The sequence below is a fragment of the Nocardia sp. NPDC102475 genome (assembly GCF_055584605.1).
The window spans coordinates 14,695-36,356 of the sequence record NZ_JBVJLS010000022.1; the positions used below are offsets into that span (position 1 = coordinate 14,695).

The following is a 21,662-nucleotide window of genomic DNA, read 5'->3' on the forward strand; positions in this document are numbered from 1 at the left end:
GATCAGAGTCGATTCCGGCCATGGTTTTCGGGGCTCGGATTCGGTTCCGGCTGAATGTAACTATCGACGCCCAGGCAGGCGCTTCTTAGTGTCCGTTGATGTGACCACCAGCGACCAGACCCAGGCCGACCCGAGCGCCGACTGGAGCTTCGAAACCAAGCAGATCCACGTCGGACAGGCGCCGGACGGCACGACCAATGCCCGCGCCCTGCCGATCTACCAGACCACTTCCTACACGTTCCGGGATACCGCGCACGCTGCGGCGCTGTTCGGTCTCGCCGAGCCGGGCAATATCTACACCCGCATCATGAACCCGACCCAGGACGCCGTGGAACAGCGCATCGCCGCGTTGGAGGGCGGTGTCGCGGCGCTGCTGCTGGCCTCCGGACAGGCCGCGGAGACCTTCGCGATCCTGAATATCGCCGGTGCGGGCGATCACATCGTGTCCAGCCCGCGGCTCTACGGCGGCACCTACAACCTGTTCCGCTACTCGCTGCCGAAACTGGGCATCGAGGTCAGCTTCGTCGACGATCCGGACGATCTGGACCAGTGGCGCGCGGCGATCCGGCCGAATACCAAGGCGGTGTACGGCGAAACGATCTCCAACCCGCAGAACCACATCTTCGACATTCCCGGCATCGCCGAAATCGCCCATGCCGCAGGCGTTCCGCTGATCCTCGACAACACCGTCGCGACGCCGTATCTGATCCAGCCGCTCGCCCACGGCGCCGATATCGTGGTGCATTCGGCGACCAAATATCTGGGCGGCCACGGTGCGGCCATCGCGGGCGTGATCGTCGACGGCGGCACCTTCGATTGGACCGGCGGCCGGTTCCCCGGCTTCACCACGCCGGACCCGAGCTACCACGGCGTGGTGTACGCCGACCTCGGCGCTCCCGCCTATGCCCTCAAGGCCAGGGTGCAACTGCTGCGCGATCTCGGCTCGGCCGTCTCACCGTTCAACGCCTTCCTGATCAGCCAGGGTCTGGAGACGCTGAGTCTGCGGATCGAACGGCATGTGCAGAACGCGAAGGCGGTGGCGGACTTCCTCGCGGCCCGTCCGGAGGTGACCTCGGTGTCCTACGCCGGGCTGCCGTCCTCCCCGTGGTACGAACGCGGGCGCACCCTCGCGCCCAAGGGCGTCGGCGCGGTGATCGGCTTCGAATTGGCCGGTGGGGTCGATGCGGGTAAGCGTTTCGTCGAGGCGCTCACGCTACACAGCCACGTCGCCAATATCGGCGATGTGCGTTCGCTGGTAATCCATCCGGCCTCGACCACCCACTCCCAGCTGACTCCGGAAGAGCAGTTGGCGGCCGGTGTCACGCCGGGTCTGGTCCGTCTCGCGGTCGGCATCGAGGGGATCGATGACATCCTCGCCGATCTCCGCGGCGGATTCGCCGCCGCTCAGTAGTCGACGTGTCACCCACTGCCAGTCGTGCCGCCGGGGTCGCATTGCGCGGCCTCGGCCGCAGTTTCGGCACCCATACCGTCCTGCGCGATATCGAATTGCAGATCGCGCCGGGTGAGGTGATCGCGCTGGTCGGTCCGTCCGGCAGTGGTAAATCGACACTGCTGCGGGTCATCGCCGGGTTGGATGAGCCGACCGAGGGCGAAGTCGTGCTGGACGGTCGGCCCATGCGTGGCATCGACCCGCGCTGCGCTGTGGTTTTCCAGGAGCCGCGGTTGCTGCCGTGGCGCAACCTCGCGGGCAACGTCGCATTGGGTCTGCCACCGACCATCTCGCGGGCCGAAGGCGAGGCCGAGGTGCGGCGTGGACTGGAGATCGTCGGCCTGGCCGGATTCGAGGGACATCGGCCGCGACAGGTGTCCGGGGGCATGGCGCAGCGAACGGCATTGGCCCGTGCGCTGGTTCGCCATCCGGGCGTGCTGCTGCTGGACGAGCCGTTCGCGGCGCTGGATGCGCTGACCAGGCTGCGGATGCAGGACCTGCTCGATGAGGTGCAGCGCGCCGCGGGCATCACGGTCGTACTCGTCACCCATGATGTAGACGAGGCGCTGCGCCTGGCCGACCGCGTTGTGGTACTCGAAACCGTCAGTGGTGAAACGGGTTTCACAATCGGTGCGGCCTTGGAGGTATCCGCCGACCGGCCCCGTGACGATACCGACCCACGGTTGGCCGCACTGCGGCTCGACCTACTCGAACGACTCGGCGTTCCGCGCCGCGCCACCGTCAAGGAGACACTCTGATGAGACCACCGACACTCGTCCTGGCAGCCGTCGCGGCAACGGTGGTGACGCTGCTTTCGGGTTGCGCGGAGGGCGAAAAGTCTGGTGCGGCGGGTGCGGATGAGGTGCGGCTGGACTACGCCTACTACAACCCGCTGAGCCTGGTCATCCGGGACCAGCACCTGCTGGAGAAGTCCGGCGCCAAGGTGACCTGGGTGTTCTCCGCGGGCAGTAATAAGGCCAATGAAAGCCTGCGCGCCGATGCGATCGACGTGAATTCGACCGCGGGTTCGGCGGCGCTGCTGGCGAAGGCCAATGGCACACCGCTGCAAAGCATTTCGGTCTACAGCAAGCCGGAATGGACCGCGCTGGTCGTCGCGAAGGATTCACCCATCACCTCGGTGGCCGAGTTGAAGGGGAAGAAGATCGCGGCGACGAAGGGCACCGACGCCTACTTCACACTGCTGCAAGCACTTCAGACGGCCGGTCTCACCGCCAGGGACGTGGAAGTGACCAACCTGCAGCACGCCGATGGCAAGACCGCACTCGAACGCGGCGATGTCGACGCATGGGCGGGTTTGGATCCCTATATGGCACAGACCCGTCAGGAGCAGGGTTCGCGATTGCTGTACCGCAACGCCAACTTCCAGACCTATGGTGTGCTCAATGCCCGCGCGGATTTCATCGCACAGCATCCGGATCGGGTCCAGGCCGTGGTCAATGCCTATGAGCAGGCTCGGGTTTGGGCGCTGGATCATCCGAACGAACTCGCGCAGCTGCTGGCGACGGAGTCGAAGACCTCCCTCGATGTCGCCGAGGAAACGCTCGAGCGCACCGTGCTGAAGGTCGATCCGGTGCCGGGTGAGGCCCAGCGGGCGGTGCTCACCCCGATCGTGCCGATCATCGTGGCCGACGGTGACGTGCGGTCGAAGGAAGCCGCCGAGACCGCACTCGGTGGACTCTTCGAGCCGAAATTCGCACAGCAGGCCATTCGGTGACGGTGACCCAGACCGCGGCGGCGCGTGCCGTGCGCCGGATCCGTTGGGACCGGGTAGCGCTCGGACTGGTCGTGCCCGTGCTGCTGCTGTCGCTGTGGCAGGGGGTGACCTCGGCCGGACTGTATTCGTCGAGTCAGCTCGCGCCGCCCGCGGATGTGCTTGCCGCACTGCGGGAATTGCTACAGCGCGACGAACTGTGGAGCCATCTGGCGATCAGCATCCAGCGGGTGCTGCTCGGATTCGCCAGCGGCGCACTCATCGCACTGGTGCTCGGCGCGGTCGTCGGGCTGTTCGATATCGCCCGCGTGCTGCTGGTGCCGACCGTCGGATTGTTCCGCACGGTGCCGTCGCTGGCGTGGGTGCCGCTGCTGCTGTTGTGGCTCGGTATCGGCGAGGAACCCAAGATCGTGCTGGTGGCCATCGGTGCGTTCTTCCCGATCTATACGACGACGGCTTCGGCTCTGGCACAGGTCGATCCACACCTGACCGAACTCGGCCGGGCCTATGGCCTCCGTCGGGCCGCGCTGTTGTTCTCGATCCAATTGCCCGCGGTCGCACCGGCGGTCGTCAACGGTCTGCGACTCGGTCTGGCGAACGGCTGGCTGTTCCTGGTAGCGGCCGAGCTGATCGCCTCGTCGAAGGGACTCGGATTCCTGCTGATCGACAGCCAGAACAGCGGCCGCACCGACATCATGCTGCTGGCCATCGTGCTGCTGGCCTTGCTCGGCAAGATCAGCGACACCGTATTCGCCATCGCGGAAACGAAATTGATCGACAGCCGGTTCTGAAAGTCAGGCGTGCGCGCCGCGGATGCGGTCGACGATGGAAAGCGGGTCGGTCGGGGCGGCGTTGCCGCGCCACGCTACGTGTTGGTCGGGACGGATCAGCACGAGGTCGCGTTCGTAGAGCGCACGGGCGTGGTCGTCGCGGATATCGACCACGTCGAGGGGAACGCCGCGCTCAGCTGCGGCGTCCACGAGTCCGGTGACATCGTGTTCGGCGAAGCGCAGCAGGGTGAAGCCGCGGCCGAGCAGGTCGAAGATCGCGCGGTCGTCCGCGAGGTACACACTCGGCGGCCTGGTGCCGGGCCAAGTGCTCGGTACGTATTCGTCCATCCGCTGCGGCGGCGCGTGCCCCTCGGGATCTCGGCAGACGATGGGGGAGTCGTCGTAGCGGTAGTCGAGTTCGATGCCGAGGGCTTCGTTCTCCAGGTTGCCCAGGTCGCTGATCTCGCGGCCGAGTTCGCGCCGGGTGCGTTCGGCGAACCAGCGTTCGCTGTGCATGGCGGTCCAGTCGCTGGTCATTATGGCGCCGCGGACCGCGCTGTGCCTGGCCGAGGCCGCGCGGTTGCGCAGCGCTACGGCGCGGCGCTCGTGCTCGTAGGCCGTGAGCAGGCCGGGGCCGCCCCAGCCGTGCAACTGTGCGGCGAGGACCCACCCGAGTCCTACCGCGTCACCGACGCCGGTATTCATGCCGTAGCCCCCGGTGGGCACGACTTGGTGGACGGCATCGCCGGCGAGCCAGATGCGGCCGCGTCCGAAGGAATCGGCGACGGTCAGGCGCGGGGTCCAGAAATTGGCGACCAGGATCTCGATATCGAAGCGTCGGCCGAGTCGTTCGAAGACGAACTCCCGCGGGTCGATCGTGTCGGCGTCGGTGACGATGCCGAGGGGCGCCTGCAGGGTGAAGGTGTCGCGGTCGTTCTGCGAGATGACGGTCCAGCCTTCGGGGGACTGGAAGTGCCAGACGGTGCCGAAGCGAGTGCGGATCTCGGTATCAGTGGTGGTGAAGTGCACGAGGTAGAACCGGCCGTCCATGGGGCGCTGCCCGGTGGCGCGGAATGCGCGGATCGAACTCTTGACGGTTCGTCCCGGGCCGAGTTCTTTGACGAGGAGTTTGCGGAGATCGATCTCGTCGAGTCCGATACCGAGTTGCCTGCGGGTGCGGCTGCCTGCGCCGTCGCAGCCCACGAGATATTGCGCGCGGACGGTGCGCGATTGCCCGGTCTCCCCGGACAACAGACGCACGGTGACACCGTCGGCGTCCTCGGTGAAACTGTCCAGCGCCCAGCCGTAGTGGACGTGTGGGTTGGCTCGGGTGTCGAGCTGTTCGCGAAGAGCTGGTTCGAGGATCACCTGGGATACACGCATGGCGGGTTCCAGCGGGAGGGTGCCGTCATTGCGCTCGCGGATGAGCCGGAATTGTTCGGCGACGCTGGGATATTCGAAGCGCGCCAGCTCCCAGCCGACCGCATTGGTGACCCAGGTGACCCGGGTTCTGGAGTCGTCCGGAATCGCGACCTTGCGCAGTTCGTCGGCGACACCCAGCCGCCGGTACAGCTCCATGCTGCGGCCATTGGTGATGTCCATTTTCGGATGCCTGGTGCTCGTGGCATTGCGTTCCACGACGACGGTGTCGACACCGTGGCGATCCAGTTCGAGCGCAAGCGTCAGACCTACCGGACCGGCCCCGACCACCAGTACCGAGGTTGTTTCGGCGGGGGTCATCGCGCCGTCCTTTCCGGATCTTTCCAGTCACTCCGATGTGCCACGCACCACATTGAACACTTCTGTTCAATTCATGTCAATGATGATCTATTTAGGTCACTTTTGACTCATTCGAAACGTGCTCGTACATTGGGGTGGAACTCCAGGAAGGAGATGCCGGGTGAATGCGACCGAGAAGCGGATCAATGCGGCTGCGATGCGGCTGTTCGCTGCGCGGGGCAGCGCGGATCTGACGATCAGCGAGCTGGCCACCGAGGCCGGCGTCGCCCGCGGCACGCTGTATCGCAATGTCGAATCCATCGAGCAGCTCTTCGACCGGGTGCGGGCGCAACTCGCTTTCGATATCCACGACGCGAACGCCCGGGTCATGGACGCCCACGGCGATATCGATCCGCCGCTGCGGATGGCCACCGGCATTCGCTTGCTGGTGCGCCGGGCCCATGAGAATCCAGCGATGGGACGCTTCCTGGTCCGGTTCGGTATGACCGACGAATCCCTGCGCGAGGTGCTCGTCGGTCCGCCGATGCGCGATATCGAGAAGGGCATCGAGAGCGGCCGCTACACCGTCTCGCCGGGGATGGCGCTGAGCGTGGCCGCGATGGTCACGGGTTCGGTGGTCAGTGCGATGTGGATGGTGCTCGAAGGGCATCAGGCCTGGCGCGATGCGGGTGCCGGTGCGGCCGAACTGGTGCTGTGCGCGTTGGGGGTGCCGCGAGAGGAGGCGCGTCAGATAGTCGCCGCGCCACTGCCCGATCTTCCCGAACTCTGACCGATTCCATTCGAGCTGATCGCAAACCTGTTCTGCGGGAGTGGAATACGGTTGTCTCGAGCAAATGAGCTCTGCACGACGTCGGGCGTTGAAAACAGTCACCGGAGTCAGCGGCGCGGTGAGCGTCTATGCGGCCGCGATCGATCCGCATGAATCGACGGTCGCGTCCTCGATCGAGATCGCGAAGATCGCCGAGGCCAATAAGTTCGACGCCCTGTTCGCCGCCGACCTGCTGAGCTTCGGCGCGCAGGGAGCGATCGGCGCGCAGGAGCCGCTGATCTTCCTGTCCGCACTGAGCGCGGTGACCTCGCACGTTGGCTTGATCGCCACCGTGACCAGCACCTTCCACCACCCCTACAATCTCGCCCGGCTGTTCGGAACGCTCGACCATGTGAGCAACGGCCGCGCCGCTTGGAATGTCGTCACATCCTCGGTGGGTGAGGAGAACTACGGCGCTCGAGATTTACCGAGCCCGGAGCAGCGGTATGCGCGGGCGACCGAATCACTCGAGGTCGTCAACGCGCTGTTCGACAGCTGGGAACCGGGCGCGCTGACCCCCGACGGAAGCGGCGGCGCGGTCCTCGACGCGACCAAGGTGCGCCCGATCGAGTATGCGGGGCAATACTTCACGGTGCGGGGTCCGCTCAATATCCCGCCGTTGCCGCAGCGTCGCCCGGTCCAATTCCAGGCCGGTCAATCGGCGGGCGGTATCGAGCTCGGCGCCCGATTCGCCGAGGTGGTCTTCACCTCGCTGCCGACCCTCGAAGATGCGGTGACCTATACCAAGACGATTCGCGCCCGTGCGACGGAACTCGGTCGCGCACAAGGCTTGCCGCTGATTATGAGTTCATTCCATACGACCTATGGAGCGACGGAGGCGGAGGCGCGCCGGTTGGTCCGCGAGGCGGCCGAAGCGACCGACTTCGATGCGGGCCGAATCCAATTGGCGGATATGTTCGGCGGCGGAATCGATCTTTCGGAGCTGCCGCTGGATCGGCCTATCCCGGAAACACTGCTGCCCGAGCTGAATTCGGTGAATCGGCGTCGCGGGCGGGTAGAGATCTTCAGCAAGCTGGCAGCATCGGGTCGCACGCTGCGTGAGCTGATCGTCGCGGCGAAAGATACCGGGCACTGGGCGGCTGCCGGTACGCCGGAACAACTGGCTGATGCTGTCGAAGAGCGTTATCGCGCAGGCGTTCTCGATGTCATTTCGCTGGGCGGTCTGGCCGATGCCCGAACTCGGGACTTTGTCACCAATGGACTTCTGCCCGAATTGCGCCGCCGGGGAATCGTCGGAAACGACTACGTCGGTGGCACTTTCCGCGAGAACCTGGAACTGCCCCCGCTACCCGAGCGCACGGTGTGATTTCGGCTGGTTAGTTCGGCGTCGATGCGGAGCCGGTGGCCGATGGTGCCTGCACGAGCGTCAACAACGAACGCTTGCGCAGGGTGAATCCCAACGTCTCGTACAAACTGATGGCCGTCGCATTGTGGGCGACGGCGTGCAGGAACGGGGTCTCGCCGCGCGCACGGATCCTGGCGCCGACCGCACGGGTCAGCCGAGAGGCGAAGCCGCGGCCGCGGAATTCGGCATCGGTGCACACGGCGCTGATCTCGGTCCAGCCCGGCGGGTGCAGGCGCTCACCCGCCATTGCCACCAGCCTGCCCTCCACCCGAATTCCTAGGTAGGTGCCCATTTCGATGGTCCGGGGCGCATACGGGCCGGGTTCGGTGCGGGCGATCAGCTCCAGGATCTCCGGCACATCGGTGGCGGTGAGTACCTCGAGTTCCGGATCATGGGCGACGCGTAGTGCCCTGCCGTCCATTTGTACCGAACCGAATTCGTTCAGCACAGTCCACCCATCCGGCGGCACATGGCCGTAGCCGCGCAGTGCGGTGCTGCCGCCCGGTCCGAGCAGGGTGGCCAGATCGGCCCAGTCCTGCTCGTCCAGTACCGGTGGATGACCGATGAACCTGGCGACGTCCGGGTCGTAGCGGCCGATGCGGCCAACCCAGCTGGCGAAGCGGCGGTGCTCGCCGCGCAGCGATGCCCGCACCGGATCGTCGAGCGGGTGCAGTGGGGTATTGATATCGATGGTCGACTCGGTGGTCATCGCGCACTCCTCCGCAACAGGGTCCGACCGGAGAACGTTAGCGAGGCGCACGAGTGTCGGCACTGGTTGTGCTCAGCGGAATTTCTATCCGGTGGTAGTCGACTCGCAGCGTATTTCCCCGCGCTCGAGCTGATCTCAATCGCAGCTTTGCTCGATGTGCAATCGCCTCCTCTCCCGGAGGCGAGGATGCCAATGGACAGATCTGGTCGCCGCGGCGGCTTCCTCGATCCGGCCGACCGCTGCGTACGGGGCGCGGAGACACTGTATGCCGTTCGCGCCCTGTGGGATTCGTGGGACGCCGCCGATATCGTCGCGGTTCGCCACCGCCGAGCGCCTGCGCCAGGTCGCCGAGCGCTTCGCCGAGGAGGGGCCGGGCGCTGGTATGTGAAATATACGATATGAAACTCGTATAATCTTCAACTAGGATTGTGTGCATGAGTGCAGATAGTTACCGTCGGACAACCAACACCATCAACAAGGTCATCGTCGGGCTACAGCGGATAGGCATCGCCTTCGGCCCGATGCAACTGCTCACGGTCGCGGGGCGACGCAGCGGACAGTTGCGTACCTTCCCGATCGCGGTGAACCAGCTCGACAGCGGACGCTTCATCTTCCAGGCATTCCCGAAGGCGGCGTGGGTCGCGAATGCCCGTGCGGCAGACATCGTTACGCTGACGCGCGGCCGAAAGTCGTCGACGGCGCGCCTGGTGGAGGTGCCCGCCGAGGAGCGTCCGTCGCTGCTGCACGAATTGGTGGCGTCGAGTCCGAAGAGCGTCGGCCAGCGTTTCGTCACCACCGGACTGGCCGATGCCGCCACCCCGGATGGCGTGGCGGCGTCGGCGCATCGAATCGCGGTCTTCCGCGTCGTTCCGGCCTGACGGAGCGAATCGCGCACGTCGGCGAGCCGGATCTGCCCCTCGCCTACGTATGATACGAAAACCGTATAAACGTAGGCGAGGTGGCGGACAATGAGTTCAGCGGCAGGTCGTACATCGACGCGCAGCCGTCGGCGATTGACGGCTGATGTGCGGGAAGCATTGCGTGACTTGAATATTCAGCTTTCGCTGCTGAATAGACGGTTCGGCGGCCGGGTCGAACTCAAGGACGTCGACTGGACCTGCCTCGACCTGATCAACCGCCACGGCCCCATATCCCCGACGGCGTTGGCGCGCCGCGCCGGATTACACCCCGCGACCATGACCGGAATCCTTGATCGCCTGCAGAAGGGCGGATGGATCGTTCGCGAACGTGACCCGGACTCGACGGATCGTCGCGCGGTCACCTTGCATTCGGTGCGCGAACGGAATTCCGAACTGTTCGAGCTGTTCTCCGGCATGAACAACCGTATGGACGAACTCTGTTCCCGCTACTCCGAAGCCGAACTCGAGGTGATCGCCGACTTCCTGCAGCGAACCGGCGTGGCGGGCCAAGAAGCCGCCCAGGAGTTGGCGCAAGGCTGAGGATCAGCTGCCTCGGCGCTCCGGTCGATCCAGTCCGAGCTGTGCGCAGGCGAGCAGGGCGACCTCGATTTCGAGCCGGTTCTCGGTGACCGGGTGACCGAGGATTTCCTCGGCTTTGCGGACTCGGTAGTGGACGGTGTTCTTGTGCACGTGCATGCGGGTGGCGGCATCGGTGAAGCTGCCGCGGGCATCGAGGAAGATCTGCACCGTTTCCCGCAGCCGGACGGTCGCTTCATCGTCGCGCATGAGGTCGCCGAGCACGCGGTCGGCGAAGGCCCGGACATCGGCGAGATGGTCGATCAACAAGCTGGCCAAGGCAATTCGGGAATGCAGGGTGAGCTGACGGTCGAGGTGGGTGGTCGCGATGGCGACACCGCGGGCGCGCTGTGCGTCGCGAAAGGTGCGACGGAATCCGTCGAGTCCGGTGCCGGGTTCCCCGACTGCCAAATGCAGGGTCGGTCGTGTGCGCAGCTCGTTGTCGAGCCGGTCGGCATCGAGGGCGGGTTTGCCGGTGGAGGAGATCCAGGCCCAGCAGTTCTGTTCGTCGACGGTGATCGTCAGTGCGGTCTTTCCGGTGGCCGCGGATAGCATCGCCACGCCCGCGCGCAGCAGACCGGCAGGGTCGGGGGAGCCCGGTGGTATCCAGATGACGGCGGCCAGGTGCCAGCCGCGCAGTGAGGTCGCCAGCATCTGTTCGGCCGATGCCAGATCGAGTTCGTCGGTGTCGAGTACGGCGCGGATCTGTGCGGCGCGGGTGGCGTCGGAGCGGGTATCCCAGCGGCGGCGTTCGGTTTCGTAGATGTCGATGATGCCCTCGATGACCTGGTCGATGTAGCTGTTGACCAGCAGGGCGATCCGGCTCATGGTCGCCAGTGCCTCGTCGGCGGACCGATCCAATTCGCGCAGGATCGTCATGGCCTGCTGTAGGAACATGTGTTCGCCGAGGCGATAGGCGCGCAGGAGCCCTTCCAGGGACAGATCGTGCTGGGCGAATCGGCGAGCGTATTCGGCGGCCGCCGGTGGCACGGTGATGTCGTCGATCGAGATGCTCAGGGCCAGCATGTCGATAATGGCGACGAGATTGGACGAGGTGCTGGCGACCATCAGCCGCCGCACCTCGCTGTCGTGCCGGAATTCCGGGATGACCTCGACGAACATCGAGGTCATCTCGACGGTCAGCCGCTCGAGATCGGCCTTGATACTTCCCGCGACCTCGCGCACGATCGGGTCCACGCCGGCACTCATAGCCGGACAGTAACCGACGGCATGGTCGGGTTCGGCCGTATTCGGAAACCCTTTGTGCCCGCAGTACAAAGCCGTCGGTGAATTCTGGGATACCGGCCCGTAGTCGAGGGTCGGCCGGGTGCCTACCGTTGAATGTAATACCGATCACACCCGATGGTGAGGAAATCGTGCACCACATCGCCGAATTACCGGATATCAGGGCCGAGCGGAATCCGGCCGGTCCCTGTATCGCGGATGATCGTGAGCAGTTGGATAATCAGGCCTTCGCGGATCGTGTTCGCGCGGCCGCCGACGTTTTGTACGGGCATGGAATTCGTCCCGGGGATGTCGTGGCGGTGGCGCTGTCGAATCGAATGGAATTGGTGATAATTCTATTCGCCGCATGGCGTCTCGGTGCCGCGGTCACACCGGTGAATCCGGACCTGACGTTCGACGAAGCGCGTTATCAAATCGAGGATGCCGCGGCGAAGGTGGTGATCACCGAGAGCGGGCGCGGCATCGGGACGCTGGATGTGGCCGACGTGGCCGGGCGGCCGGCAAACACGGACGCCATGGTGGATTCAGCTGTCGGAGATGGTCTGGCGCTGCTCATCTATACGAGCGGTACGACCGGACGGCCGAAGGGCGTCATGCTCGATCACGGCAATATCGCCGCGATGTGCGGCATGATCATCGACGCGCTGAGCCTGGACGAGTCCGATCACAGTCTGCTGATCCTGCCGCTGTTCCACGTCAACGGGATCGTGGTGAGCGTGCTGTCGCCGCTGCTGGCGGGCGGTCGCGCGAGTATCGCCGGGAGGTTCTCCGCATCGACATTTTTCGATGTCGTCGCGCGGGTCCGGCCGACCTATTTCTCCGCCGTGCCCGCGATCTACGCGATGCTGGTGTCCCAGCCGGAACAGTTGCGCCCGGACACCTCGTCGCTGCGCCGGGTGATCTGCGGTGCGGCGCCGATGCCCGCCGAATTGATCACACGCTTCGAAACCCGGTTCGGTGTACCGATCGTCGAGGGCTACGGACTGTCCGAGGGCACCTGCGCATCGACGCTGAATCCGCCTGCGGGGCAAAGGAAGCCGGGTACGGTCGGGCTTCCGCTGCCCGGGCAGACCGTCGCGATCATGGATCCCGGCGGCAGCCTGCTCGCGGATGGATCGCCCGGCGAGGTGGTGGTGCGCGGGCCGAATGTCATGCGCGGCTATCTCGGCCGGCCGGATGCGACCGCGCGCACCATCGTCGACGGCTGGCTGCACACCGGGGACGTGGGCCGGTTCGATGCCGACGGCTACCTGGTGCTGGTGGACCGGATCAAGGACATGATCATCCGCGGTGGCGAGAACATCTATCCCAAGGAGATCGAGAATGTCCTGCATGCCCACCCGGGCGTGTTGGAAGCGGCCGTGGTCGGTGCGCCCGATCCGGTCCTCGGCGAGGTTCCGGTCGCCCATATCGTGCCGCTGCCCGGTTCGCTGGTCACCGAGACCGAGCTGATCGAGCACTGTCTGCGCTCGCTGGCCCGCATCAAGGCGCCGGTATCGATCTTCCTCACCGACGGACTGCCCAGAAATCCCGTCGGAAAGATCGATAAACGAAAACTCCGTGCACTCGCGGCGAGTGCATAGCGGATTATCCGCCCGGCCACACAATCCGTAATCACCGGTATTTCGGACGCGGCCGGTGCCTGCCCGAAATCCCTGCCATTGAAAGGTTCGAACAATGGGATTCAAAGAGGCGGACTTCCCGCCCGTCGATCCGGAGACATTTCTCGACAAACCGCTCATGGAGCGCATGAAAGCACTGGCCCTGCACTGGGTGGAATACGGATTCGGCACGCCGAAAATGATCCACACCATCTATATGGTCAAGGTGCTGATCCTCTACGTTCTCTGCGGTACCGCGCTGGTCACCTGGACATCCGGCGTCGGCCCGTTCTGGGATGTGGCGCATTGGTGGAACCAGCCGATCGTTTATCAGAAGCTGATCCTGTGGACGGTGCTGTTGGAGGCGATCGGCATCGCCGGATCGTGGGGACCGATCGCGGGCAAATTCAAGCCGATGATCGGCGGCGTCCTGTTCTATGCCCGGCGCGGGGCGATCCGGCTGCGGCCGTGGCGGCGGGTGCCGTTCACCGATGGCGATCGCCGCACCGGTGTGGATGTGCTGCTGTATCTGGCATTCCTGGCCAGTCTGCTGGTGCCGATCCTGCTGCCGGGAGTGCCGAGTTCCTCGCTGAGCGACGCGGTGCCCGACAACACCACTGGTCTGGTGCAGCCGACGCTGCTGATCACGCCGATTGCGCTGTACATACTGTGCGGGTTGCGGGACAAGACGATCTTCCTCACCGCCCGTGGTGAGCAGTACCTGCCCGCGCTGGTGTCCTTCGCGGTATTGCCGTTCGTCGACATGATCATCGCCGCGAAACTGCTGATCTGCGTGGTGTGGATCGGGGCGGGGATCTCGAAGTACGGCCACCACTTCAGCAATGTCGTGTCGGCGATGACCTCGAATGGTCCCTGTGTGCCGTTCAAGAGCGTCAAGCGGCGGTACTACCGCGACTTCCCACGCGATATCCGGCCCTCGAAGCTGGCCTCGCTCACCGCGCATGTCGGCGGTTCGGCCGTGGAGATCGCCACTCCGCTCGTGCTGCTGTTCGCCACCAATCGGTGGATCATCCTGGCGGCAGTCGTGCTCATGGTGGTGTTCCACCTGACGATCATTTCGATGTTCGCGCTGGCGGTGCCGCAGGAATGGAATGTCATCTTCGCTTACCTGACGGTGTTCCTGTTCCTGGGCTTCCCCGCCGGGGACGGTTATGCCGTCACCGACATGTCCTCGCCATGGTTGACCGTCGCGATCGTCGCGGTTCTGGTCTGCTTCCCGATTCTGGGCAACCTGCGTCCGGATCTGGTGTCGTTCCTGCCGTCGATGCGGCAGTACGCCGGAAACTGGGCCTCGGCACTGTGGGCCTTCGCCCCCGGTGCGGAGGATAAGCTGAACGCGCTGCCGCACCGGCCGACCAAGAACCAGATCGACCAACTGCGGGCCATGGGCTATCCGCCCGCGGTCGCCGAGATCACCATGCAGCAGACCATCGCGTGGCGGTCCATGCACAGCCAGGGGCGCGGACTATTCTCCCTGCTGCTGAAGAACATCCACGAGATCGACCGCTGGACGGTGCGCGAGGCCGAGTTCGGCTGCAATTCGCTGATCGGCTTCAACTTCGGCGACGGGCATCTGCACAATCTGGATCTGATCAACGCCGTCCAAGCGAGGATCGGATTCGAACCCGGCGAATGGATCATCGTCTGGGTCGAATCACAGCCGATCCATCGGGGAACCCAGGAGTATCAGGTGATCGATGCGGCGCTCGGCGTCATCGAACGCGGCACCTGGCGGGTCCGCGACGCGGTGAACGCCCAGCCGTGGCTGCCGGACGGCCCGATTCCGTTGCAGGTCACCTGGCGGCGGGAGGAGGCGTTCCGCGCCTTGTCCGGCAGGGCCGAGCCGGAGTCGGAAATGGTGTCGTAGTGCCTGTGCCCCAATAGTTTTCAGGAAGGACATCCGATGAAGACCGCCATCGTCGTCGGCAGCGGACCGAATGGCCTGGCCGCCGCGATCACCCTCGCACGAGCCGGTGTCGAAGTGACCGTGCTGGAGGCGGCCGACGAGATCGGCGGCGGGACCCGTTCGAGCGAGGCGATCGTGCCCGGCCTCGTGCACGATCACTGCTCGGCCATCCATCCGATGGCGGTCGGATCGCCGTTTCTGGGCAGCCTGGATCTGGAGCGTTACGGGCTGCGGTGGGCGTGGCCGGAGATCGACTGCGCCCACCCGCTCGACGACGGAACCGCCGGGGTGCTGTATCGCTCGGTCGCCGAGACCGCCGCCGGTCTCGGTATCGATGGCCGGGCCTGGCGCCTGCTGTTCGACCGGCCGGTCGCCGCCTACGACCGGTTCGGTGCGGACATCATGCGCCCGCTGCTGCGGCTGCCCCGGCATCCGATCAGCCTGGCCCGCTTCGGAATTCCCGCGCTGGCACCGGCATCACTGCTGGCGGAGATCTTCCGCACCGAGCAGGCGCGGGCATTGTTCGGTGGCGTCGCCGCGCACGCGTTCCACCCGCTGCACCGACCGCTGAGCGCCAGCGTCGGGCTCGGCATCCTCACCGCGGGGCATCGGCACGGCTGGGCAGTTGCCGTCGGCGGCTCACAGCGCATCACCGACGCGATGGCCGCACTGCTGCTCGACCTCGGCGGGAAGATCGAAACCGGTGTGCACGTGCGGTCGCCATGGCAGTTGCCGCCCACCGACATCACCATGTGGGATGTGGCGCCGACCGCGGTCGCCGAAATCCTCGGTGACCGGCTTCCTTCGCGAATTGCCAAGGCATATCGGCGATTCCGCTACGGGCCAGCGGCCTTCAAGGTCGACTTCGCGGTCGAGGGCGGGGTTCCCTGGACCGCCGAACCCGCCCGCCGGGCCGGAACCGTCCACCTCGGCGGTGGTTTCGCCGAAATCGCCGCCGCCGAACAAGAAATCCATGCCGGGCGCATGCCCGGGCGACCGTTCGTCCTGGTCGGACAGCAGTACCTCGCCGACCCCCAGCGTTCGGTCGGCGCCGTGCACCCGGTGTGGACCTATGCCCATGTTCCGCATGGCTTCACCGGCGATGCCACCGAAGCGATCAGCGACCGGATCGAAGGCTTCGCCCCCGGCTTCCGCGACCGCATCGTCGGCACCATCGTCCGCACCGCACCCGGTTTCGCCGAATACAACCCCAACTACGTCGGCGGCGACATCATGACCGGTGCCAAAGACATTCCCCAACTCGTCTTCGGCCCGCGAAAAACCTTGCAGCCCTACGATATCGGCCTCCCCGGCCACTACCTGTGCTCTGCCGCCACCCCACCCGGCCCCGGCGCTCATGGCATGTGCGGAGCCAACGCCGCTGCCCGCGCCCTGCGGCTACTTCATCACTGAACAGTGCAGTTCACGTCACATTTCTCGCCCGGCCGTCGTCAGCTGTCGATTCATTCGTCCTGGAGGAGCAGTCGAAACGACGGGTGGGCGGGCGTAGCCGAAAGTTGAACTTGACGTCAGAGTCGAATACGGTGTCGATCTATATTGCCGTGGTAGACGAGGTGACCCATTGGACGCACGCAATCTGCTGGACGAGTGGCTGGGGCTGGGGAGTCGCCAGGTCGCGACCAATGGGATCGAGTTGCGGGTTGTCGAGCATGGTGACGGTCCCGTTGTGGTGTTCTGTCATGGTTTTCCCGAGCTCGGATTCTCGTGGCGGCATCAGGTTTTCGCGCTCGCCGAGGCGGGTTTCCGGACGTTGACACCGGATATGCGCGGATACGGAGGCAGTTCTCGGCCGAGTCGGATCGAGGACTACGACATGGCCGCGCTGTGTGGTGATCTCGTCGGTTTGCTCGATGCGGCCGGTGTCGAGGATGCGATCTTCGTCGGTCATGACTGGGGTGCGTCGGTGGTGTGGCAGTTGGCCCTGCGGCATCCGGATCGGGTGCGGGCCGTTGCGGGGCTGAGTGTTCCGGCCACACCGCGGTCGGTCGCGGCGCCGTTGCCGATTCTGCGGTCCCGGCTCGGCGACGAGTTCTATATGTGTTGGTTTCAGGAACCGGGCCGCGCTGACGCGGAGCTCGCGTCGGATGTGCGTCGCACTCTGCTGCAGGACGATGTCGTCGGTGTCCGGGATCTGTTGAGCGGCAACGGTTCCGAGATGGCGGCTCCGGCCTGGCTGAGTGAGGACGAACTCGGTTACTACATAGAGACTTTCACGGCGACCGGGTTCACCGGCGGACTCAACTACTATCGCAACCTCGACCGTAACTGGGAACATAGCGCGCACCTGGCCGATGCGAAGATCCATCAGCCCGCGCTGTTCATCGCCGGGTCGGAGGATGCCGTCATCCGGTTCACCCCGACCACCAAGATGGCTCACATACTGTCCGACCTGCGGGTGTCCGTTGTTCTGGACGGGGCCGGACACTGGATTCAACAGGAACGCGCGGACGAAGTCAGCGCCGCACTCATCGACTTCGCCCGCAGCGTCAGCTGAAGACCTACCCGACCACCTGCCGATAGCGCGCGGACAGCAGCTGCGGGAATCCGAGGTCACCTTCGATCACCCGGATCGCCAACGGCGCGGCGAGCGCACGCAGGCGCGCACATCCGGTTTCGCCGATCGCTTCGTACGGATAGACCGAGAGTTCGTCGGTCCGGCTCTCGATCGCGCCACGCCGCTCGGAGCCGTGCTCGCTCAGCACGACAGCATCGTCGGCCATCCAACCCCGCTCACGAAGCCGCCGCACACCCGCGGCCCAGTCCAGCTCGCTCCAGGATCGGCTGGCGCGCAACACTTCCGGTGATATCTCGCCGGTCGCACTGTGCGTGATCAATGCCTCGATACCGTTCAGCCCCTCCGTCAGCAGCAGGGCAACGTGTCCGTCGCCGCGGTACTCCCGCAGCAGTGTCTGCGCATGCCACAGCATCAGATGTGGTTCATCGGGCCACGGCAGCGCCGCATGCGCCGCGAACAACGGACGGCCCTGCGGGCGTTCGCAGGCACGTTCGGCGGCTTGCCGGGCGAGCTCGGCGGCTTCACTCACCTCGGGGCCATAGACGTCATCGCCCCATGCCTGCCGAAGCGACCGATCAACGGCACGCATACGAGCTCGGAAAATGTCTGCGGGAGAGGCGATTTCCCATGCGGCAGGAATGACGGCCCGCACCGCATCCGGATTGAAATTGAAGAACGTAGCGATGGTGACCTCGGCCTGCACCGGCCCGAATGCCGCGGACCGGGACGCGAAGTACATCATGCGCGGATCCGTAATGCCCAACTCACGGTAAGCATCCGGGCCGTGCGGGGTGAAGTAGATCAACCCGTGTATCGGCTCGAGCGCGCGGAACGTCAGATGGGCACTACGCGGAGAGACGGTAGTCAATGGCGTTGCTCCGGTATCTATTCGGATCACTTCTCGAAGTACCGGCGCGGATTGCGCACCAGAATCGCGTCGATATCGTCGTCGGTGAGTCCCCGCGCGGTCAGTGCCGGAATCACATCTTCACTGATGTGCCGATAGTTCCACCGCGGTGCCACCTGCGCTTTGGCCTCCGGATCGAACCAGTCGATGTGGCACGCCGCGTCATGCGCGATAACGACCTTGTCCAGGTAGCCGCGTCGCACCAGTTCGACGATGGTGTCGATCCGATCCTCGAACGGCAGCAGGACGTCGAGCCCGAATCGATCCATGCCGAGCAGCGATCCCGCGTCGGCGAGTTCGGTGAGGTAATCGATATCGGTGGTGTCACCGGAGTGGCCGATCACCACGCGGCCCAGATCCGCGCCTTCCTCGGCGAGCACCCGCTGCGCCACCAGTCCGGATCGGGTGTGCGGGTTGGTGTGCACGGTGATCGGCGCACCCGTTTGCGCCGATGCCTGCCCTACCGCGCGCATGACCCGTTCGACGCCGGGCGTCAGTCCGGGTTCCTCGATGGCGCACTTCAGGAATCCGGCGCGCACACCGGTATCGGCGATGCCCTCGGTGAGGTCCTTGACGAACATCTCCACCATCGGCTCCGGCCGGTCGAACAGCAAACCCGGACCGGTGTAATGGAATTGGAAGGGCGCATCGTTGTAGGTATAGATGCCGGTGGCGACGATGATCCGCAAATCCGTTCTGGCGGCGAGCTTCTGGATGCGCGGCAGATAGCGGCCGAGCCCGAGCACGGTCGGATCGAGGATGGTGTCGATGCCGAGGGATTTCAACTCGTCGAGTTGTCTTACGGCATCGTCGACGCGGGCGTCCTCGTCCCAGTCGGCGTAGTTCTGCCGGAATTCCTCGCCGAGTACGAAGACGTGCTCGTGCACCAGGACGCGACCGAGTTCGGCGGAGTCCACGGTTCCGGTGGCGGTGGGGATTTCGGTCATCGGGCTGCCCTGTCCGTGAAGAGATTCGGGTCGAGAGCGCGTTTGAGGATCTTGCCGGTGGCGCCTTTGGGTAGCTGGTCGGTGAAGGCGAAGCGGTGCGGCACCTTGTACGCCGACAGCCGCTCCTTGGCCCAGGACCGCAGATCCGCCGGATCGAGTTCGACCCCGGGTGTGGCGGCGACGACCGCGCCGACCTCCTCGCCGTAGTGGTCGTCCGGAATGCCGATCACCGCGACTTCGACGATGTCGGGATGCTCGTACAGCACTTCCTCGACCTCGCGCGGATAGACGTTGTATCCGCCGCGAATGATGAGATCCTTTGCGCGGTCGACGATATAGACATAGCCGTCGGCGTCGACGCGGCCCAGGTCGCCGCTCTTCAACCAGCCGTCGGACAGGTCGGCGGCGGTGGAGTCGGGCCGGTTCCAGTAACCCTTCATGATGCTGGGGCCGCGCAGGAAGATCTCGCCGATGGTGTCTGCGGGCAGCACCTTGCCGTCGGGATCGCGAACCTCGATCGACGTCCCGGGCAGCGCGGCGCCGACCGAGCCCACGCGCTGTTCGCGATCCAGCGGGTTGTAGGTCGCCGCGCCGGTGGATTCGGTGAGTCCGTAGCCCTCGAGGATGGTGCAGCCGAAGCGATCCGAGAAGGCGCGGATCACCTCGCCGGGCAGTGACGCCCCACCGGATGCCGCCAGCCGCAGGCTCGCGAAATCTGCCGCACCGTAGTCACCGGCCGCGTGCAGCATGGCATTCCACATGGTCGGCACACCGGCGACGTGGGTGAGCTGCTGATCGCGGATCATCGCGATCATGGCCCGCGGTTCGAAGGGCGTCACCATGGCGAAGGACGCGCCCGCATGCAGCGCGGTGAGCAGACACACCGCCTGCCCGTAGACATGGAACAGCGGCAGTCCGGTGCCGAAGCGATCGTCCAGGCCGAGTTGCAGCTGATCGGTGAAGATTCGAGCGGTCTCGGTCAGGTTGGCGACGGTGAGTTCGACGCCCTTCGGTTTGCCGGTGGTTCCGGAGGTGTAGAGCAGCACCGCGGTGTCGTCGGCGCGGCGGCGTACCGGTTCGTCCACGGGCTCGGCCGGTTCGGCATGCGCACCCGGCGCGAGCGCGAGCAATGGCAGATTTCGTTCGGTGGCCGTCTCCCGTGCGGCCTCCTGAGCGCCGTGCCATGCGATGACGATCCGCGCGCCGGAGTCGTCGAGCACGTACCCGATTTCGGGCGCGGTAGCCATGGTGTTCATGGTGATGGCGATGGCGCCGATGAGCTGCGCGCCCAGATATGCGACGACGAATTCAGCAACGGTGGGCGCCACCAGCAGCACCCGGTCGCCCGTGGCGATACCGGATTCGCGTAGCAGGCCGCCGTAAGCCGCACTGCGCCTGGCCAATTCGCCGTAGGTGAGCTGTGTGTCCGTGGCCAGCAGCGCGATGGCTTCGGGGCGTTCGGCGGCGTGCTGCCAGCATCGGTCGGCGACATTGGTCGGCTGATCGGATGCCATCGGGGAAGCCGGATTCGCAGGCATGGCTTGCTCCAGTTTCATGAGTGGGCGAGAACTGATGTGACCCAGGCCACGTCAGTGGGTCGGACGCTACTTGAATTTGGCGTCATGTTCAATAGATGTTGTGCCGATGCAGGTTGCCCAGCGGCGTCGTGGGGTCGCGGGAGCGGCGGGCGCTGTTACGATCCACCACGTCAGCGAGCCGGACGACAGCGAGTGAGGCAGTGAACGCCCAGGAAGCCACCGAGGACCAGCCCGGTCGGGTGCCCCCACGGAGTAAGCGTGGCATGCGCACCAGGTCCGCACTGGTGACCGCGGCGCGCGAGGTGTTCGAACGCGACGGTTTCCTCGACGCCAGGATCAGTGATATCTCCAAGGCGGCCGGGGTCGCCTCCGGGTCGTTCTACACCTACTTCGACAGCAAGGAAGAGATCTTCGCCGCGGTCGTCGAGCAGGTGCGCGAGGAAATGCTGCACCCGCACATCCGGGAGCGGGTCGGCATCGACGACCCGCGCGAGCTGATCGCCGCCGCCAATCGTGAGTATCTGCTGTCGTATCGGCGTAATGCGCGGCTGATGGCCGTGCTCGAACAGGTGTCGAAGATCGATGAGAAGTTCCGGGTGCTGCGCTTCGAGCGCGCCCTGGCCTTCGTCGAGCGCAATGCCGAGATGATCCGGAATCTGCAGGATCGTGGCCTGGTGGACGCCGAGTTGGATGCCGAGGTCACCTCGCTGGCGCTGTCGAGCATGGTGAGCCGCATGGCGTACTTCGTATTCGTCGAGGGACGGAAGGTGTCCTTCGAGAAGTTGGTGAAAACGTTGAATCAGTTGTGGTTCAACGCTCTTCAGCTGAAAGAAGCTCACTGACCGAGCGTCGGCCAGGTGGCCGGCCGATGTGCGCCGATCATTCGTGTG

The 21,662-nt window shown here is 65.3% G+C and carries 20 protein-coding genes; 14 read left to right on the forward strand and 6 right to left on the reverse strand.

Annotated elements, in window-relative coordinates; all coding sequences use genetic code 11:
* The first annotated feature begins 100 nt into the window (after positions 1–100).
* The 4 genes from ACZ60G_RS32530 to ACZ60G_RS32545 all read left to right on the forward strand — a co-directional run bounded on the left by ACZ60G_RS32530 (position 101) and on the right by ACZ60G_RS32545 (position 3,973).
* Complete coding sequence (locus ACZ60G_RS32530; RefSeq protein ID WP_387290212.1) at positions 101–1,411, forward strand: bifunctional o-acetylhomoserine/o-acetylserine sulfhydrylase; 1,311 nt, start codon at positions 101–103, stop codon at positions 1,409–1,411.
* Positions 1,412–1,416: 5 nt separating this feature from the next.
* On the forward strand, positions 1,417–2,208 hold the full coding sequence (locus ACZ60G_RS32535; RefSeq protein ID WP_465815057.1) for an ABC transporter ATP-binding protein: 792 nt from the start codon (positions 1,417–1,419) through the stop codon (positions 2,206–2,208).
* On the forward strand, positions 2,208–3,185 hold the full coding sequence (locus ACZ60G_RS32540; RefSeq protein WP_465815059.1) for an aliphatic sulfonate ABC transporter substrate-binding protein: 978 nt from the start codon (positions 2,208–2,210) through the stop codon (positions 3,183–3,185). Before ACZ60G_RS32535 ends, ACZ60G_RS32540 begins: the two co-directional genes overlap by 1 nt.
* 77 nt (positions 3,186–3,262) lie before the next feature.
* The gene (locus tag ACZ60G_RS32545) at positions 3,263–3,973 is read left to right on the forward strand and encodes an ABC transporter permease (protein ID WP_465815216.1); all 711 of its coding nucleotides are present in this window, start codon (positions 3,263–3,265) and stop codon (positions 3,971–3,973) included.
* A 3-nt stretch (positions 3,974–3,976) separates the two neighbouring features.
* On the opposite strand, the gene ACZ60G_RS32550 is transcribed toward ACZ60G_RS32545, so the two are convergent.
* Entirely contained in the window at positions 3,977–5,692 is a 1,716-nt protein-coding gene (locus ACZ60G_RS32550; RefSeq protein WP_465815060.1) for an FAD-dependent monooxygenase, read from the reverse strand.
* Between the two features lie 160 nt (positions 5,693–5,852).
* On the opposite strand from ACZ60G_RS32550, the gene ACZ60G_RS32555 reads away from it, so the two are divergent.
* Both ACZ60G_RS32555 and ACZ60G_RS32560 read left to right on the forward strand, forming a co-directional pair.
* On the forward strand, positions 5,853–6,461 hold the full coding sequence (locus tag ACZ60G_RS32555) for a TetR/AcrR family transcriptional regulator (protein WP_465815062.1): 609 nt from the start codon (positions 5,853–5,855) through the stop codon (positions 6,459–6,461).
* Positions 6,462–6,525: 64 nt separating this feature from the next.
* Positions 6,526–7,827 carry an NtaA/DmoA family FMN-dependent monooxygenase gene (locus ACZ60G_RS32560; protein WP_465815064.1) on the forward strand — a complete coding sequence of 434 codons (1,302 nt, stop codon included), beginning with the start codon at positions 6,526–6,528 and terminating at the stop codon, positions 7,825–7,827.
* A gap of 10 nt (positions 7,828–7,837) precedes the next feature.
* Here ACZ60G_RS32560 and ACZ60G_RS32565 read toward each other — a convergent pair whose 3' ends face one another.
* On the reverse strand, positions 7,838–8,575 hold the full coding sequence (locus ACZ60G_RS32565) for a GNAT family N-acetyltransferase (protein WP_465815066.1): 738 nt from the start codon (positions 8,573–8,575) through the stop codon (positions 7,838–7,840).
* A gap of 265 nt (positions 8,576–8,840) precedes the next feature.
* On the opposite strand from ACZ60G_RS32565, the gene ACZ60G_RS32570 reads away from it, so the two are divergent.
* The 3 genes from ACZ60G_RS32570 to ACZ60G_RS32580 all read left to right on the forward strand — a co-directional run bounded on the left by ACZ60G_RS32570 (position 8,841) and on the right by ACZ60G_RS32580 (position 10,035).
* The gene (locus ACZ60G_RS32570; protein ID WP_465815068.1) at positions 8,841–8,963 is read left to right on the forward strand and encodes a hypothetical protein; all 123 of its coding nucleotides are present in this window, start codon (positions 8,841–8,843) and stop codon (positions 8,961–8,963) included.
* A 46-nt stretch (positions 8,964–9,009) separates the two neighbouring features.
* Positions 9,010–9,453 carry a nitroreductase/quinone reductase family protein gene (locus ACZ60G_RS32575; protein ID WP_465815070.1) on the forward strand — a complete coding sequence of 148 codons (444 nt, stop codon included), beginning with the start codon at positions 9,010–9,012 and terminating at the stop codon, positions 9,451–9,453.
* Positions 9,454–9,543: 90 nt separating this feature from the next.
* Complete coding sequence (locus tag ACZ60G_RS32580) at positions 9,544–10,035, forward strand: MarR family transcriptional regulator (RefSeq protein ID WP_465815072.1); 492 nt, start codon at positions 9,544–9,546, stop codon at positions 10,033–10,035.
* A 3-nt stretch (positions 10,036–10,038) separates the two neighbouring features.
* Here the strand turns inward: ACZ60G_RS32580 and ACZ60G_RS32585 are convergent, their stop codons facing one another.
* Positions 10,039–11,280 (reverse strand): PucR family transcriptional regulator, encoded by a 1,242-nt coding sequence (locus tag ACZ60G_RS32585; RefSeq protein ID WP_465815074.1) that lies wholly within the window; start codon positions 11,278–11,280, stop codon positions 10,039–10,041.
* Between the two features lie 167 nt (positions 11,281–11,447).
* Here ACZ60G_RS32585 and ACZ60G_RS32590 point away from each other — a divergent pair, with 167 nt between their 5' ends.
* From ACZ60G_RS32590 to ACZ60G_RS32605, 4 genes are all read left to right on the forward strand, one after another.
* Entirely contained in the window at positions 11,448–12,899 is a 1,452-nt protein-coding gene (locus ACZ60G_RS32590; RefSeq protein ID WP_465815217.1) for a class I adenylate-forming enzyme family protein, read from the forward strand.
* A 94-nt stretch (positions 12,900–12,993) separates the two neighbouring features.
* The gene (locus tag ACZ60G_RS32595) at positions 12,994–14,805 is read left to right on the forward strand and encodes a DUF3556 domain-containing protein (protein ID WP_465815076.1); all 1,812 of its coding nucleotides are present in this window, start codon (positions 12,994–12,996) and stop codon (positions 14,803–14,805) included.
* Positions 14,806–14,841: 36 nt separating this feature from the next.
* Complete coding sequence (locus tag ACZ60G_RS32600) at positions 14,842–16,257, forward strand: phytoene desaturase family protein (protein WP_465815078.1); 1,416 nt, start codon at positions 14,842–14,844, stop codon at positions 16,255–16,257.
* Positions 16,258–16,426: 169 nt separating this feature from the next.
* Positions 16,427–17,359 (forward strand): alpha/beta fold hydrolase, encoded by a 933-nt coding sequence (locus ACZ60G_RS32605; protein ID WP_465815080.1) that lies wholly within the window; start codon positions 16,427–16,429, stop codon positions 17,357–17,359.
* 4 nt (positions 17,360–17,363) lie between these two features.
* Here ACZ60G_RS32605 and ACZ60G_RS32610 read toward each other — a convergent pair whose 3' ends face one another.
* The 3 genes from ACZ60G_RS32610 to ACZ60G_RS32620 are packed head-to-tail and all read right to left on the reverse strand — an operon-like array spanning position 17,364 to position 20,748.
* Entirely contained in the window at positions 17,364–18,248 is an 885-nt protein-coding gene (locus ACZ60G_RS32610) for an SCO6745 family protein (protein ID WP_465815082.1), read from the reverse strand.
* 26 nt (positions 18,249–18,274) lie between these two features.
* Positions 18,275–19,234 carry a phosphotriesterase family protein gene (locus ACZ60G_RS32615; RefSeq protein WP_465815083.1) on the reverse strand — a complete coding sequence of 320 codons (960 nt, stop codon included), beginning with the start codon at positions 19,232–19,234 and terminating at the stop codon, positions 18,275–18,277.
* A complete protein-coding gene (locus tag ACZ60G_RS32620; RefSeq protein ID WP_465815218.1) occupies positions 19,231–20,748 on the reverse strand; it encodes a long-chain-fatty-acid--CoA ligase in 1,518 nt (505 codons plus the stop codon). The genes ACZ60G_RS32615 and ACZ60G_RS32620 overlap by 4 nt, the downstream gene beginning before the upstream one ends.
* Before the next feature lie 287 nt (positions 20,749–21,035).
* Between ACZ60G_RS32620 and ACZ60G_RS32625 the strand changes: the two genes are divergently transcribed.
* Complete coding sequence (locus ACZ60G_RS32625; protein ID WP_387291392.1) at positions 21,036–21,614, forward strand: TetR/AcrR family transcriptional regulator; 579 nt, start codon at positions 21,036–21,038, stop codon at positions 21,612–21,614.
* The last annotated feature ends 48 nt before the right edge of the window (positions 21,615–21,662 follow it).

Bases quoted from the DNA above. Each gene is read 5' to 3' on its own strand.
- ACZ60G_RS32540 (WP_465815059.1), top strand. From the start codon at position 2,208: ATGAGACCACCGACACTCGTCCTGGCAGCCGTCGCGGCAACGGTGGTG.
- ACZ60G_RS32550 (WP_465815060.1), bottom strand. From the start codon at position 5,692: ATGACCCCCGCCGAAACAACCTCGGTACTGGTGGTCGGGGCCGGTCCG.
- ACZ60G_RS32560 (WP_465815064.1), top strand. From the start codon at position 6,526: ATGAGCTCTGCACGACGTCGGGCGTTGAAAACAGTCACCGGAGTCAGC.
- ACZ60G_RS32565 (WP_465815066.1), bottom strand. From the start codon at position 8,575: ATGACCACCGAGTCGACCATCGATATCAATACCCCACTGCACCCGCTC.
- ACZ60G_RS32570 (WP_465815068.1), top strand. From the start codon at position 8,841: ATGCCGTTCGCGCCCTGTGGGATTCGTGGGACGCCGCCGATATCGTCG.
- ACZ60G_RS32575 (WP_465815070.1), top strand. From the start codon at position 9,010: ATGAGTGCAGATAGTTACCGTCGGACAACCAACACCATCAACAAGGTC.
- ACZ60G_RS32580 (WP_465815072.1), top strand. From the start codon at position 9,544: ATGAGTTCAGCGGCAGGTCGTACATCGACGCGCAGCCGTCGGCGATTG.
- ACZ60G_RS32585 (WP_465815074.1), bottom strand. From the start codon at position 11,280: ATGAGTGCCGGCGTGGACCCGATCGTGCGCGAGGTCGCGGGAAGTATC.
- ACZ60G_RS32595 (WP_465815076.1), top strand. From the start codon at position 12,994: ATGGGATTCAAAGAGGCGGACTTCCCGCCCGTCGATCCGGAGACATTT.
- ACZ60G_RS32600 (WP_465815078.1), top strand. From the start codon at position 14,842: ATGAAGACCGCCATCGTCGTCGGCAGCGGACCGAATGGCCTGGCCGCC.
- ACZ60G_RS32615 (WP_465815083.1), bottom strand. From the start codon at position 19,234: ATGACCGAAATCCCCACCGCCACCGGAACCGTGGACTCCGCCGAACTC.
- ACZ60G_RS32620 (WP_465815218.1), bottom strand. From the start codon at position 20,748: ATGGCATCCGATCAGCCGACCAATGTCGCCGACCGATGCTGGCAGCAC.
- ACZ60G_RS32625 (WP_387291392.1), top strand. From the start codon at position 21,036: ATGCGCACCAGGTCCGCACTGGTGACCGCGGCGCGCGAGGTGTTCGAA.